Source organism: Lelliottia sp. GFLA7 (assembly GCF_056490165.1).
The window spans coordinates 430,288-445,527 of sequence record NZ_JBWLAQ010000001.1 but is presented as its reverse complement, the minus strand read 5'-3'; the positions used below and the strand labels follow the sequence as shown (position 1 = coordinate 445,527).

Genomic DNA, 15,240 nt, shown 5'->3' with positions numbered 1-15,240 from the left:
AAGGGAATACGCGGCAAGGGGAGGATATAACTGCAAGGTCATATTTTTAATATGCTTGATAATGGAGAGAAAGAAAAAGCGTAAAGTCTCCTCGCAGTGCGCCGATAAAAATAGCGTCTTTTTTATTATAGGGATATTACATGCGTAAAATTATCTGCTCCATTGGGTTCATGCTGGGAATGACAGGGGTAACATTACCTCTTCACGCCAATACGTTGACGCAAAGCCTGACGCGCTGTGACACGACATTTTTCAGTGAGATTTATCATCAGCGAGCCAAACTCAGCCGCGTAGCACCTTTGACGGTCGACAAGCACTCTCAGGCCTGGTTCAAAGCGCCCGCTGACGGTAATGGCACCCTCTGGTTTGCCCAACCTCTACATGAATTAAATTTGACGCTATCAGGATATTTCCTGCAAACCAGCAACCTCAATGAAATCAATTACGGTAAGTACTATTACTGGGGGTTGGTTTTCAAAGAATCACAGGAAGAGGTCATGTCCAGGCTTGATCATTTAACCTGGACTAAGGCTGGAGATGATTATATTTCTCAGACGATGATTAAAGCAGACGCAAAAAGTGCCTGGGAACAAAATGCGCAGGCGGTGTCGGGTATTGCTCCGGCAGAACAAAGTGCCGAAAAGCTTCTGATGCTCAGCAAAGGCAAAGAAGGGACATTACTGCTCTGTTCAGTGCAGGGAAATGTAACGCCTGACATGCTAAAGACATTACGACCTGATTTATCAGGTGGGGCAGTAAAATGAAAAAGCTAACGTGGATGGTATTACTTATGCTGACGGGTTGTACTGGGACGACTAAACCCCAGCCGCAAACGCCAGCCAAAGCACCGGCTGGTCTCATAAAAATCCTTGAAGATGAGAGCATTACCTCGTATGTCGATTTCAGGGTGATTTCAACTTATCAGGGTAACAGCCACTTACGCCGGTTTTATTTCATCAATAACTACGCTGAGCGGACACTGATTATAAAAAATCCGCCCGTCTACGTTTCCAGCTCCCGGGCAATCGATGTGATTAACTGCGACAAAAACCAGCGTGCTGTTATGGGACGTTCGCTTTTTTCCAAACCGTTCGCGGAGGGCGATCTTGTCCATGCGGGACTGGATGTGGGGCAATGGGAAACTTACCCGAAAGACTCTCTTTTTGGGATAATCGCTGAAAGCATGTGCAGTATTCCCGTTGAAAAACTTAAGCCAGAGCCGGCGAAAGAAAACCGCAAACCGCTCCTGGATTAATTACCATTAATCGGATCTTGATGGTCCATGTTGAAGCAGATGGCCTGGATGAATAACGGGCCATCTGCAATAAATCAAAGAGTAGGGCGCTTGTCTGGTTCCTGCTTTGCGACAGCCCGATAACTCCTCACAGGCAAGGTCACAAAAGGCTGTGAGCTCTTCATCATGATTTCCAGAACCGGCTCAGGTCTGGCAAATCCAGACGTAATCGCCTAAAGAGCAACCCTCAATAATCCACCCACCCGCGTCCCTCCGATCATTTCTCTCGCTGCTAAAGTGCTTTCCTCTTTGCTACTACAAGTACATTGCGGTGCAAGAGGTCGTGAGTCATCGGCGGTTTTGCTATGCTGATGCAAACCAATAAGGAGAGCGCAGATGACACAAGGCGCAGTGCAAACCCCCGGTAAACGCTCGCGAGCGGTCAGTGCCAAGAAACAGGCTATTTTGAGTGCGGCGCTAGATACCTTTTCGCAATACGGTATTCATGGCACCCGTCTTGAACAGGTCGCCGAGCTGTCGGGCGTATCGAAAACCAATCTGCTCTATTACTACCCCTCGAAAGAAGCACTCTACGTGGCGGTGCTGCAACAAATTCTCGATATCTGGCTCGCACCGCTGAAGGCGTTTCGGGAAGAGTTCACGCCGCTGGTGGCGATAAAAGAGTACATTCGGCTCAAACTCGAGGTGTCCCGCGATTATCCGCAGGCTTCAAAGTTGTTTTGCATGGAGATGCTGCAGGGGGCACCGCTTTTACAGGCGGAGTTGAGCGGTGATTTAAAGCAATTGATCGACGAAAAGTCGGCGATTATTGCGGGATGGGTGGAGAGCGGCAAGCTGGCGGCGGTGGATCCGCATCACCTCATCTTTATGATTTGGGCCTCGACCCAGCACTACGCGGATTTTGGCAGTCAGGTCGAAGCGGTGACTGGAAAAACGCTCCAGGACGAAGCGTTTTTCCAGAGCGCGGTCGATAACGTCCAGCGCATGATTATCGAAGGCATTCGCCTGCGTTAATTGGCCGGCGGCAGCGGGCAGCTTAAATCGCCTTCTTCACACTGCATCATTGAGGCAAGGAACGCTTCACGGTCAGTGGTTTTTTCCGCCAGGCATTGATTCAGGATCATCGGCTGAACGCTGCCGCCCGCCGTGCCGGAGGCGGCGAAGGCGCAATCGGCATCACGCAGGGTGATCCACGCCTGCTGCGCTTTTTTGAGCAGATCGCGCTGAGGGACTGCGGCGCGCTTCATTGCATCCTGATACGTTTGATTCAGTTTTTTATCCGCCGCCTGATACTGCTGGGCAGCGCATATGTTCATCTCGGACTGCGTGTTGGCATTGGCGCAATCGTCTGCCAGCGCGCTGGCGCTAAACAGCAACGCTGCTGCGGTTATCATTAATCGTTTCATCATTTCACCCTAAAAAAAGGCCCCGTTTCCGGAGCCTTATTAGCACAGCGTTACCCGATTGTCATCAGGCTGGCGTTACCGCCCGCCGCCGCGGTGTTGACGCTGAGCGAGTGCTCCACGTACAGACGCTCCAGCAGCAGATTGGTTTCGCCACGGGCAAAGCCCTGAACCGAAACAATCGCACCGTCACGTGCCGCAACTTGCTCGCACAACTCACGTAGCTGGTCGGAATCACCGTGGTAAATCACCGCGTCAAAGGCCTGGGCAATCAGGACGTCGGGCTTCGCGTAGCGAATACGACCGGAAACCTCTTTCGGCAGCTGTTTTGCCAGGTCGCGGTGCAAACCGTCTTCCGGCCACAGCACTTCACAACCCGTCGCCATAGCGGCCGCCAGCTGCACCAGCGTATCCTGTTCATTATCAGCGACGCACAGCACGCGCTCGCGCGGCATCAGCGTCCAGGTGTTGCGCTCGCCGGTTGGACCAGGGAGCAGACGCTGCGTACCGGCCTGCGCCTGTTCGCCATACTGCTGACACAACGCGCGCAGTTCCGGGCGTTTTTCTGCCCATTTCGCCAGCGCGTCCAGCGGCTGCGAAATCAGGGCTTTCACTTGCGCATCGACCGGGCGCTCAGCATCCTGTCGCGCCAGCGTAATGCCCAACGCGTTCTCTGGACGGTTCGCCAGCAGACGGTACAGATACAGCGGACCACCGGCTTTCGGACCCGTTCCGGATAGCCCTTCACCGCCAAACGGTTGCACGCCGACCACTGCGCCAACCATATTGCGGTTGACGTACAGGTTCCCGACTTTCGCACTGCCGGTGACTTGCGCGATGGTTTCGTCGATTCGGGTGTGCACGCCGAGCGTCAAGCCGTAGCCGGAGGCGTTGATTTGTTCCACCAGCGCTTCAAGGTTGTTGCGGCTATAGCGCACCACGTGCAGCACCGGGCCGAAGACCTCTTTTTTCAGCTCGTCGAAGCTTGAAAGCTCAATCAACGTCGGGGCGATAAATGTCCCGGTGTTCCATTCGCGGGCGTCTTCGCTGTTTTCACGAACCGCCTGGAAGACTGGACGGCCTTTGGCGCGCATCGCCTGGATGTGCTGTTCGATATTGGCTTTGGCTTCGGCATCAATCACCGGACCGATATCGGTGGTCAGGCGTCCTGGATTCCCCATACGGCATTCGGCCATCGCACCACGCAGCATTTTCAGCGTGTGGTCAGCGATGTCATCCTGCAAGCACAGTACGCGCAGGGCAGAGCAGCGCTGTCCGGCACTGTCGAACGCCGAGGCCAGTACGTCCACCACCACCTGTTCGGTCAAGGCGGAAGAATCCACGATCATGGCGTTCATCCCGCCGGTTTCGGCGATCAGCGGTGTCGGGCGACCCTGCGGATCAAGGCGCGTCGCGATATTACGTTGCAGCAGCGTCGCCACTTCGGTCGAGCCGGTAAACATCACTCCGCGTACGCGGTTATCCAAGGTCAGCTTCGCGCCGACGGTTTCGCCACGGCCTGGCAGAAGTTGTACCACACCTGGCGGAACGCCTGCTTCCAGCAGGATGTTGATCCCTTGAGCGGCAATCAGCGGGGTTTGCTCGGCGGGTTTTGCCAGCACGCTGTTACCGGCGGCCAGCGCGGCCGCGATCTGTCCGGTGAAAATGGCCAGCGGGAAGTTCCACGGGCTGATACAGACCACTGGACCGAGCGGGCGGTGGGTTTCGTTATCGAAATCGTTGCGCACCTGGCCCGCATAGTAATGCAGGAAATCAACCGCCTCGCGCACTTCGGCAATCGCGTTGCTGAAGGTTTTACCCGCTTCGCGCACCAGAATGCCGATCAGTTGCTGCATCTGGCCTTCCATCAGGATCGCGGCGCGTTCCAGAATCGCCGCACGCTCCTGCGGTGGCGTGGCAAACCAGATAGGCGCGTTATTGACGGCATTTTCCAGCGCCAGTTCCACTTCACTTTCGGTTGCTTCGCGCACAAATCCGACGACATCTTTTGGTTCGGCTGGGTTAACAACCGGCTGCATTTCACCGGCGTCGACCGGTTGCTCAAGAATCGGTTTGGCCTGCCATTTTTGCAGCGCGCTGTTGAGCAGGGCGGAGGAGAGCGACGCCAGACGGTGTTCGTTCGCCAGATCCAAGCCCGCAGAGTTGACGCGATCTTTTCCGTATAGCTCGCGCGGCAGAGGGATTTTTGGGTGCGGGAGACCGATTTGGCCTTCCTGTGCGGCTAATTTTTCCACCGCCTGAACCGGATCCGCAACCAGCTCATCCAGCGGCAGCGTAGTGTCGGCGATGCGGTTCACGAACGAGGTGTTCGCGCCGTTCTCGAGCAGACGGCGCACCAGATACGCCAGCAGCGTTTCGTGCGTGCCGACCGGGGCATAAATGCGGCACGGACGGTTCAGTTTGCCATCCGCCACTTTGCCGGTGACCTGCTCGTACAGCGGCTCACCCATGCCGTGCAGGCATTGGAATTCGTACTGGCCCGGATAGTAGTTTTGTCCGGCCAGGCTGTAAATTGCCGCCAGCGTATGGGCGTTGTGGGTGGCGAACTGCGGGTAAATCAGGTTCGGCACGCCAAGCAGTTTTTTCGCACAGGCCAGATAAGAGACATCGGTGTAGACCTTGCGGGTGTAGACCGGATAGCCTTCCAGGCCGTCCATTTGCGCGCGTTTGATTTCGCTGTCCCAGTATGCGCCTTTCACCAGACGGATCATCAGACGGCGACGGCTGCGAGAAGCCAAATCAATCAGGTAATCAATGACAAACGGGCAGCGTTTCAGGTAGGCCTGGATGACAAAACCAATCCCGTTCCAGCCCGCCAGCTCTGGCTCGAAGCACAGCTTTTCCAGCATATCGAGAGAGATTTCCAGACGATCGGCTTCTTCGGCATCGATGTTAATGCCGATGTCGTACTGGCGCGCCAGCAGGGTTAATGACTTCAGGCGCGGATAGAGTTCGTCCATCACGCGGTCATACTGCGCACGGCTGTAGCGCGGGTGCAGGGCAGAAAGCTTGATCGAAATGCCCGGACCTTCGTAGATACCGCGGCCGTTAGAGGCTTTGCCAATCGCGTGGATCGCCTGTTGATAAGAGACCATATAAGCCTGCGCATCAGCGGCGGTGAGCGCCGCTTCACCCAGCATATCGTAGGAGTAGCGGAACCCTTTATCTTCGAGCTTGCGGGCGTTTGCCAACGCTTCGGAAATGGTTTCCCCGGTCACGAACTGTTCGCCCATCAGGCGCATCGCCATGTCCACGCCTTTGCGGATCAGCGGTTCGCCGCTTTTACCGATAATGCGGTTCAGGGAGCGCGAGAGATTGGCTTCGTTATGGGTCGACACCAGTTTGCCGGTAAACAACAGGCCCCAGGTCGCGGCGTTCACGAACAGCGACGGGCTGCGGCCAATGTGAGAATGCCAGTTGCCGTTGCTGATTTTGTCGCGGATCAGCGCATCGCGGGTGGCTTTATCCGGGATGCGCAGCAGCGCTTCGGCCAGACACATCAGCGCCACGCCTTCCAGCGAAGACAGTGAAAACTCCTGCAACAGGCCTTGCACCATTCCGGCGCGACCGGTCGCGGTTTTCTGGTTGCGGAGTTTGTCGGCAAGCTGATACGCCAGGCTGTGCGCCTGCGAGGCAATCGGCTCCGGCAGGCGTGCTTGCTCAAGCAGCATTGGGACGGCGTCGGTTTCGGCACGGCGATACGCGGCGGTGATGGCCGCGCGGCTAACGGACTGCGGCAGAATCTGTTCGGCAAAATCGAGGAAAGGTTGATGAATTTCTTCAACGGCTGGCGTCGTATCTTCGCTTTCGTTGGCCGCTCCGGCCAGCAGGGCAGGCAATTCCGGTAAACCGTCTTCACTTTCCAGACGTTCCAGATAATTAAAAATGGCCTGCTTAATTAACCAGTGCGGTGTGCGGTCAATTCGAGTGGCGGCGCTTTTAATCCGTTCGCGGGTCGCGTCATCCAGCTTAACCCCCATGGTGGTCATGCCCATGCCAAAACTCCTGTTGTGCTGTAGTAATGTTTTGTAGTTAGCGTGAAATATCCACCATGTTGCAACTTTGTGCAACCGCGTTAAATGTGACATGGTTTGCAAGCTGAAAAATGAATGAATTGTTAACAGAAGGTAAGCTGGAAAAAAGTGCTGGATTCTGCGTGTGAACCCTGTTTTTATGCGGCACTTAACACTTTTAAAAGGTGCAACCCGTAAAAGCGTGAGCGAGTGCAACCTCTGTAAAAGACGTATAAAACCAGGGATGAATTTGATGTAAATGCAGTGTTAAATCATTTGTGAAAGGGGAACGCTTACGGCAGGATACGCGCGCCCAACAGAAACACATACACGCGTCACTACGTTCCGGTGATGAAATAATAAGGCGGCCCGGAAGGCTGTCGCTCGACATTTTGGAGAATTTGAATGGCTATTAGCACACCGATGCTGGTGACATTTCTCGTTTATATTTTTGGCATGATCCTGATAGGGTTTTTGGCGTGGCGATCAACGAAGAACTTTGATGATTATATTCTGGGCGGGCGCAGTTTAGGGCCGATGGTCACCGCGCTGTCTGCGGGTGCATCCGACATGAGCGGCTGGCTGCTGATGGGCCTGCCGGGCGCGATTTTTATCTCGGGGATTTCTGAAAGCTGGATAGCGATTGGCCTGACGCTGGGCGCATGGGTCAACTGGAAGCTGGTGGCGGGGCGCCTGCGCGTTCACACCGAGTTAAACAACAATGCGCTGACGCTGCCGGATTACTTCACCGGGCGTTTCGAGGATAAAAGCCGCATTCTGCGCATTATCTCCGCGCTGGTCATTTTGCTGTTCTTCACCATCTATTGTGCCTCTGGCATTGTGGCGGGTGCGCGTCTGTTCGAAAGCACCTTCGGGATGAGCTACGAAACGGCGCTGTGGGCCGGTGCTGCCGCAACTATTATTTATACCTTTGTTGGCGGTTTCCTGGCGGTGAGCTGGACCGATACCGTGCAGGCGAGTCTGATGATTTTCGCGCTGATTCTGACCCCGGTGATTGTGATTATCACGGTTGGCGGCTTTGGTGATTCGCTGGAAGTGATCAAACAGAAGAGCATTGAAAACGTCGATATGCTGAAAGGGCTTAACTTCGTGGCCATTGTTTCGCTGATGGGCTGGGGCCTGGGCTACTTTGGTCAGCCGCATATTCTGGCGCGTTTCATGGCCGCCGATTCCCACCACACCATCGTTCATGCCCGTCGTATCAGTATGACGTGGATGATCCTGTGTCTGGCCGGTGCGTGTGCCGTCGGCTTCTTCGGTATCGCCTACTTCACCAACAACCCGGCGCTGGCGGGAGCGGTCAATCAGAACGCCGAGCGCGTGTTTATCGAGCTGGCGCAGATTCTGTTTAACCCGTGGATTGCCGGTATTCTGCTGTCTGCCATTCTGGCGGCGGTGATGTCGACGCTGAGCTGCCAGCTGCTGGTGTGTTCCAGTGCGATTACGGAAGATCTGTACAAAGCCTTCCTGCGCAAGGGCGCGAGCCAGAAAGAGCTGGTGTGGGTCGGGCGCTTTATGGTGCTGGTGGTAGCGCTTGTGTCTATCGCACTGGCCGCTAACCCGGAGAACCGCGTGTTAGGTCTGGTGAGCTACGCGTGGGCAGGCTTTGGGGCTGCGTTTGGCCCGGTGGTGCTGTTCTCCGTGCTGTGGTCACGTATGACGCGTAATGGTGCGCTAGCCGGGATGATTATCGGTGCGGTGACGGTTATCGTCTGGAAGCAGTTCGCGTGGCTGGGCCTGTACGAAATCATTCCAGGCTTTATCTTCGGTAGTATCGGTATCGTGGTGTTCAGCCTGCTGGGCAAAGCACCGTCGGCGTCGATGCAACAACGCTTTGCCGAAGCGGATGCGCAGTACCATACGGCACCGCCGTCTAAGTTGCAGGCCGAGTGATGTGATTCCTCTCCCGCCTGGGCGTTTTTACTCCCTCTCCCAAACGGGAGAGGGAAACCCTCAATCCCTCTTGCTAAATCCCGCCATTTACGCTCATATCGCTGTGCTTATAACAATGAGGATAGCGAAGAATGACAATCAAAACAGGGCTGATGGCCGCCGCGCTCTTGATGCTGGCAGGCTGCAATGCACCATCGCACAGCACCGCTGACGCCACCTGCAAAGCCGATAATCAGATGCAGCAGACCACGCTTTATTTCGGGCTGAACCGTCCGGCAGGGGAACAGATCACCGGTAAGGAGTGGCAGCAGTTTGTCGATCAGGACGTGACGCCGCGTTTTCGTGATGGCTTAACGGTGTTTGATGCGCGCGGCCAGTGGCTGGGTAATGACGGCAAAGTGGCGCGTGAGCCAAGCAAAGCGTTGATGCTGATCCACGGCAAAGATGCCCAGAGCGAGAAGAATATTGAAGCCTTGCGCGGGGTGTATAAATCACGGTTTGCACAGGAATCGGTGATGCGCGTTGATCAGCCGGTCTGCGTTCAGTTCTAAGAAAACGGCGGGAAATCCCGCCGTTATTTTTTACAATACTAATCCGGCGAAGCTTGCCGACAGCAGGCTCACCAGCGTCGCGCCGTAGACCAGACGCAAACCAAAGCGAGAAACCACGTTTCCTTGCTGCTCATTCAGGCCTTTAATCGCACCCGCGATAATCCCGATGGACGCAAAGTTGGCAAAGGAGACCAGGAAGACCGACAGAATGCCCAGGCCGCGCGGCGTCATTTGACCGGCTATTTTTTGCAGCTCAATCATCGCCACAAATTCATTCGCCACCAGTTTCGTCGCCATAATACTGCCCGCATTTAACGCATCGCTCAGCGGAATGCCCACCAGCCATGCCAGCGGATAAAATACGTAGCCGAGAATTTGCTGGAAACTTATGCCAAATACGCTGGAGAAAAGAGCGTTGATGGCGCTAATAATGGCAATAAAGCCGATCAGCATCGCCATAATAATCATCGCCACTTTAAAACCAGCCAGAATATACTCGCCCAGCATCTCAAAGAAACTCTGAGATTCATGCAGTTTTTCCAGTTTGATTTCGGGTTCGGCTTCTGGTCGCGCCGGGTTAATGACCGACAAAATAATAAAGGTGCTGAACATATTCAGAATTAACGCAGCGACCACAAATTTGGCATCAAGCATGGTCATATATGCGCCGACAATCGATAGCGAAACTGTCGACATCGCGGTAGCAGACATGGTGAACAGGCGGCGAGAGGAGAGATCGCCCAGCACACCTTTATATGCAATAAAGTTTTCCGACTGACCCAAAATCAGGGAGCTGACGGCGTTAAACGATTCCAGTTTTCCCATGCCGTTCAGTTTGGACAGCAGCGTGCCGATAACGCGAATAAAAATCGGCAGAATTCGCCAGTGCTGGAGAATACCAATCAGCGCAGAGATGAAAATAATCGGGCACAGAACGCCGAGGAAAATGAACGCCAGTCCTTTTTCACCCATCCCACCAAAGACAAAGTTTGTTCCTTCTGCTGCGAATTTCAGCAGGGATTCAAAGAATCCGGAGACATATTTAATCACGAAGAGTCCGCTTTCCGCGTGCAGGAAAAAGAAAGCTAGTGCAATTTCAATGACAATAAGCTGTAAAACGTAGCGAATACGAATTTTTCGGCGGTCGAAACTCACCAGCCAGGCGAGCGCAAGAATAATCACCAGCGCCAGCAGGAAATGGACAAAGTTATACATTTTAGATTTTCAGCAGGTTATCGAAGCGCTTATTTAGCCATAGTGACGGGTAAGCGTAAATGGGCATTTACGTTATAAGTTATACACATAACGATAACGAATGAAATTATTAACAGGCGAGCGATTTACATCTCGTCATCAAAACCCCGCATATTTCGCTTGTGTTTATTCGTGCCGTAATGATAATCACTATCACAAGAATTTACCTTTCTTTGCATCAGTTGACCGCGATAAACATTTAAGGTGTCGGCATGTTTGTTCCATTTCTCATTATGTTACGTGAAGGTCTTGAAGCGGCCTTGATTGTCAGCTTGATCGCCAGCTATCTCAAGCGAACCCAACGAGGGCGCTGGATCGGGGTGATGTGGATTGGCGTTTTCCTCGCCGTCGCGCTCTGCCTGGGTCTGGGTATTCTGATCAACGAAACCACCGGTGAATTCCCGCAAAAAGAGCAGGAACTGTTCGAAGGCATCGTTGCGGCGATCGCCGTGGTGATCCTCACCTGGATGGTGTTCTGGATGCGTAAAGTGTCGCGCAACGTCAAAGTTCAACTGGAGCAGGCGGTCGATAACGCGCTGCAAAAAAGCAACAGCCACGGTTGGGCGCTGATCCTGATGGTCTTTTTCGCCGTGGCGCGCGAAGGGCTGGAGTCGGTCTTCTTCCTGTTGGCGGCGTTCCAGCAGGATGTGGGTATCTGGCCGCCAATCGGTGCGATGCTGGGCCTGGCAACCGCCGTGGTGCTGGGCTTTATGCTTTATTGGGGCGGCATTCGCCTGAATCTGGGCGCGTTCTTTAAGTGGACCAGCCTGTTTATTCTGCTGGTGGCCGCGGGTCTGGCGGCGGGTGCGATTCGTGCTTTCCATGAGGCGGGCCTGTGGAACCATTTCCAGGACGTCGCGTTCGATCTCAGCAATATTCTCTCCACCCATTCGCTGACCGGGACGCTGCTCGAAGGTATTTTTGGCTATCAGGAAACCCCGAGCGTCAGCGAAGTGGCGATGTATTTCATCTATCTGATTCCGGCGCTGGTGCTGTTCTTTATGCCATCACGCCCCAGCACTCAGCCGTCGCGTTCTGCGCCCTGATGTGCACAGTGCGTACACGAGTAGTTACAACATACTTTTAATAGGGAAGGGTCATGGCAATTCAATTTCGTCGTAGTGCGTTACAGGTTGGTGTGGCAGCGCTGTTTGCGTATGCGTTTTCTGCTCAGGCGGCTGATGTTCCTCAGGTGAAAGTCACCGTGAACGATAAACAGTGTGAGCCGATGACGATCACCGTCAATAGCGGTAAAACGCAATTTATTATTCAAAACCATAGCCAGAAGGCGCTGGAGTGGGAAATCCTCAAAGGCGTGATGGTTGTGGAAGAGCGTGAAAACATCGCTCCCGGTTTTAGCCAGAAAATGACCGCGAACCTGCAACCGGGCGAATACGACATGACCTGCGGTCTGTTGACTAACCCGAAAGGCAAGCTGATCGTCAAAGGTGAAGCGACAGCTGATGCGGCAAAAGGCGAAGCGTTGCTGAGCCTGGGCACAGCGATCACGGCGTATAAAGAGTACGTCACGAAAGAGACCGCCGACCTGGTCACTGGCACCAAAGCCTTTACCGACGCGGTGAAAGCGGGCGATATCGAAAAAGCGAAATCCCTGTATGCACCAACCCGTCAGCATTACGAGCGTATCGAGCCGATCGCCGAACTGTTCTCTGACCTCGACGGCAGCATTGACGCCCGTGAAGACGACTATGAGCAAAAGGCCGCCGATCCGAAATTCACCGGTTTCCACCGTCTTGAGAAAGCGCTGTTTGGCGACAACTCCACCAAAGGCATGGAAAAATACGCTGAGCAGCTCAATACCGACGTACTGGATCTGCAAAAACGCATCAGCGAGCTGGCCTTCCCGCCATCAAAAGTGGTGGGTGGCGCGGCGGGTCTGATTGAAGAAGTGGCCGCCAGCAAAATCAGCGGCGAAGAAGATCGCTATAGCCACACTGACCTGTGGGACTTCCAGGCCAACGTAGATGGCGCGCAGAAAATTGTCGATCTCCTGCGTCCACAGCTGCAAAAAGATAACAGCGCGCTGTTGGCTAAAGTGGATGCAAACTTCAAAAAAGTGAACACTATTCTGGCGAAATACCGCACGAAAGACGGGTATGAAACCTACGACAAGTTAACCGATGCAGATCGCAACGCATTGAAAGGACCCATCACCACGCTGGCAGAAGATCTGGCTCAGCTGCGTGGCGTGCTGGGTCTGGACTAAGCATCATGAACGAGAAAGAAGAGTACGGCGTCGCGGAACCTTCCCGACGTCGATTGCTGAAAGGCGTGGGGGCACTGGGAGGTGCGCTCGCGCTGGCTGGCGGCTGCCCGGTAGCGCATGCGGCAAAACCGCAGAGCGCGCCGGGTACGCTCTCCCCCAATGCGCGGATGGAAACGCAGCCGTTTTACGGCGAGCATCAGTGTGGGATTTTGACGCCACAGCAGGCGGCCATGATGGTGGTCGCCTTTGACTCGCTGGCCAGCGACAAAGCGGACCTGGAACGTCTGTTCCGCGTGCTGACGAAACGCATCGCGTTTCTGACGGCAGGCGGCCCGGCACCCGAAACGCCTAACCCGCGCATGCCGCCGATGGATTCTGGCATTCTCGGGCCGTTTATCGCCCCAGATAATCTGACCGTAACGGTTTCGGTCGGCGACTCGCTCTTTGACGCTCGCTATGGGCTGGAGAAGCACAAGCCGAAAACGCTGCAGAAGATGACGCGCTTTCCAAATGATTCTCTGGATGCGGCGCTGTGTCATGGCGATCTGCTGATCCAGATTTGCGCCAACACGCAGGATACGGTGATCCATGCCCTGCGCGACATCATCAAGCACACGCCGGATTTACTCAGCGTGCGCTGGAAGCGTGAAGGATTTATCTCCGATCACGCGGCGCGAAGCCAGGGGAAAGAGACGCCAGTTAACTTGCTTGGTTTTAAAGACGGCACGGCGAATCCGGATAGCACTGACGCGGCGTTGATGAAAAGCGTGGTGTGGACGACGGCGGACCAGAGCGAACCTGCATGGGCCGTTGGTGGGAGCTATCAGGCGGTGCGGATTATCCAGTTCCATGTTGAGTTTTGGGATCGTACGCCGCTCAAAGAGCAGCAGACGATTTTTGGTCGTGACAAACAAAGCGGTGCGCCGCTGGGCATGAAAAACGAGCATGACGTGCCGGATTATGCGCGCGACCCTGATGGCGATACCATTGCGCTGGACAGCCATATTCGTCTGGCCAACCCGCGTACGCCGGAAACCCAGTCGAACCTGATGATGCGCCGTGGATACAGCTATTCTCTGGGCGTCACCAACTCCGGCCAGCTGGACATGGGGCTGCTGTTTGTCTGCTATCAGCACGATCTGGAAAAAGGCTTCTTAACGGTGCAGAAACGCTTAAACGGCGAAGCGCTGGAAGAGTACATAAAACCTATCGGCGGCGGCTATTTCTTTGCCCTGCCAGGCGTTCGCGGTGAAAGTGCATACCTCGCCCAAGGCCTGATCGAAGCGTAAATTTATCCCCGTGATACTTCGCGGGGATATTATTTTTTCGTATGTCTATCCCTCTGTTATATTTCTGTAATATTCCTGTAAGAGACTCATCTCAACTGCAGGAGTGGTCTTTAGGTTGCATCCAGGTAAAATAAATGTTGCATTTATGATAAATCCTGATGTACTTATTACAAGACGGCGGTAGTTCCCGGCAGTGATATCGAATCACTATGGAGATCGCGAATGGTTGGGTCCTGTACTGGACATAAGCAACATCACAACCGCACCACACAGCGCGGAGGCCCTGACTCCGGCAGCGATTTCTTCACCACAAAATTCTCCTCCCCAACGCATCACCCTGACTTTTCCGACATACAGCGCGGTGCGCATAGCCGTACGTGTGTGTCATCCAAAAAGGCAAGCAATGGCTTACAAGGAAGCCAAACTTCAGATGTTCGTTCGCCTGATCGCGTCGCCAACGGCGATGCGTGTGATGAATACCAACAACTCAAGGTGCTATCCATGGGAAGACAAAAAGCAGTGATCAAAGCTCGTCGCGAAGCAAAACGTGTGCTGAGACGGGATTCACGTAGCCATAAACAGCGTGAAGAAGAATCGGTCACCTCGCTTGTGCAGATGAGTGGCGTAGAAGCAATTGGCATGGCGCGGGACAGCCGCGATCATTCACCTATTGAAGCGCGTAATGAAGCTCAGGCGCACTACCTGAATGCTATCGAGAGTAAACAGCTGATCTTCGCCACCGGTGAAGCCGGATGCGGGAAAACCTGGATTAGTGCTGCTAAGGCGGCGGAGGCTCTGATTCATAAGGATGTGGACAGAATTATCGTCACCCGTCCGGTATTGCAGGCCGATGAAGATCTCGGTTTCTTGCCCGGCGATATATCAGAGAAGTTTGCCCCGTATTTCCGACCCGTCTATGACGTGCTGGTGAAACGACTGGGTGCCTCTTTTATGCAGTACTGCCTGCGACCAGAGATTGGCAAGGTGGAAATCGCGCCGTTCGCCTATATGCGCGGACGTACATTTGAAAATGCGGTCGTGATTCTTGACGAGGCTCAGAACGTGACTGCTGCGCAAATGAAGATGTTTTTAACGCGCCTCGGGGAAAATGTGACGGTAATCGTCAATGGCGATATCACCCAATGCGATTTGCCGTCGGGCGTGAAGTCTGGCCTGAGCGACGCAATGTCACGTTTTGTTGAAGACGATATGGTGGGCGTGGTGCGTTTTACCAAAGACGACTGCGTGCGCTCGGCGCTCTGCCAGCATACCTTAAACGCCTATTATTGAGTGTGCGATTGCTCTCAAGGCCC

At 54.3% G+C, this 15,240-nt stretch carries 12 protein-coding genes; 9 read left to right on the top strand and 3 right to left on the bottom strand.

The window, feature by feature from the left end:
- The first annotated feature begins 140 nt into the window (after nt 1-140).
- The 3 genes from AC07RN_RS02250 to rutR all read left to right on the top strand — a co-directional run bounded on the left by AC07RN_RS02250 (nt 141) and on the right by rutR (nt 2,269).
- On the top strand, nt 141-764 hold the full coding sequence (locus tag AC07RN_RS02250) for a hypothetical protein (protein ID WP_041689362.1): 624 nt from the start codon (nt 141-143) through the stop codon (nt 762-764).
- Nucleotides 761-1,255: a surface-adhesin E family protein gene (locus tag AC07RN_RS02245; protein ID WP_235135291.1), complete on the top strand. Its 495-nt coding sequence runs from the start codon at nt 761-763 to the stop codon at nt 1,253-1,255. Before AC07RN_RS02250 ends, AC07RN_RS02245 begins: the two co-directional genes overlap by 4 nt.
- Nucleotides 1,256-1,630: 375 nt before the next feature.
- Nucleotides 1,631-2,269: an HTH-type transcriptional regulator RutR gene (gene rutR, locus AC07RN_RS02240; protein WP_012016935.1), complete on the top strand. Its 639-nt coding sequence runs from the start codon at nt 1,631-1,633 to the stop codon at nt 2,267-2,269.
- Here the strand turns inward: rutR and AC07RN_RS02235 are convergent.
- Nucleotides 2,266-2,661 (bottom strand): lysozyme inhibitor LprI family protein, encoded by a 396-nt coding sequence (locus tag AC07RN_RS02235; protein ID WP_012016936.1) that lies wholly within the window; start codon nt 2,659-2,661, stop codon nt 2,266-2,268. The two genes, rutR and AC07RN_RS02235, sit on opposite strands and share 4 nt — an antisense overlap.
- Before the next feature lie 50 nt (nt 2,662-2,711).
- Nucleotides 2,712-6,674: a trifunctional transcriptional regulator/proline dehydrogenase/L-glutamate gamma-semialdehyde dehydrogenase gene (putA, locus tag AC07RN_RS02230; RefSeq protein ID WP_478335459.1), complete on the bottom strand. Its 3,963-nt coding sequence runs from the start codon at nt 6,672-6,674 to the stop codon at nt 2,712-2,714.
- Nucleotides 6,675-7,097: 423 nt separating this feature from the next.
- Between putA and putP the strand changes: the two genes are divergently transcribed.
- Complete coding sequence (gene putP / locus AC07RN_RS02225) at nt 7,098-8,606, top strand: sodium/proline symporter PutP (protein ID WP_235135293.1); 1,509 nt, start codon at nt 7,098-7,100, stop codon at nt 8,604-8,606.
- 131 nt (nt 8,607-8,737) lie between these two features.
- A complete protein-coding gene (locus AC07RN_RS02220) occupies nt 8,738-9,157 on the top strand; it encodes a DUF3574 domain-containing protein (protein ID WP_478335458.1) in 420 nt (139 codons plus the stop codon).
- A 30-nt stretch (nt 9,158-9,187) separates the two neighbouring features.
- On the opposite strand, the gene AC07RN_RS02215 is transcribed toward AC07RN_RS02220, so the two are convergent.
- Nucleotides 9,188-10,372, bottom strand: a complete 1,185-nt coding sequence (locus tag AC07RN_RS02215) for a NupC/NupG family nucleoside CNT transporter (RefSeq protein ID WP_012016940.1) — start codon at nt 10,370-10,372, stop codon at nt 9,188-9,190.
- 251 nt (nt 10,373-10,623) lie between these two features.
- Here AC07RN_RS02215 and efeU point away from each other — a divergent pair, with 251 nt between their 5' ends.
- From efeU to phoH, 4 genes are all read left to right on the top strand, one after another.
- Entirely contained in the window at nt 10,624-11,457 is an 834-nt protein-coding gene (gene efeU, locus AC07RN_RS02210) for an iron uptake transporter permease EfeU (RefSeq protein ID WP_012016941.1), read from the top strand.
- Nucleotides 11,458-11,510: 53 nt separating this feature from the next.
- The gene (efeO, locus tag AC07RN_RS02205; RefSeq protein WP_449553512.1) at nt 11,511-12,638 is read left to right on the top strand and encodes an iron uptake system protein EfeO; all 1,128 of its coding nucleotides are present in this window, start codon (nt 11,511-11,513) and stop codon (nt 12,636-12,638) included.
- A gap of 5 nt (nt 12,639-12,643) precedes the next feature.
- A complete protein-coding gene (gene efeB / locus AC07RN_RS02200; protein WP_478335457.1) occupies nt 12,644-13,927 on the top strand; it encodes an iron uptake transporter deferrochelatase/peroxidase subunit in 1,284 nt (427 codons plus the stop codon).
- A gap of 501 nt (nt 13,928-14,428) precedes the next feature.
- Entirely contained in the window at nt 14,429-15,217 is a 789-nt protein-coding gene (phoH, locus tag AC07RN_RS02195; protein ID WP_041689363.1) for a phosphate starvation-inducible protein PhoH, read from the top strand.
- The last annotated feature ends 23 nt before the right edge of the window (nt 15,218-15,240 follow it).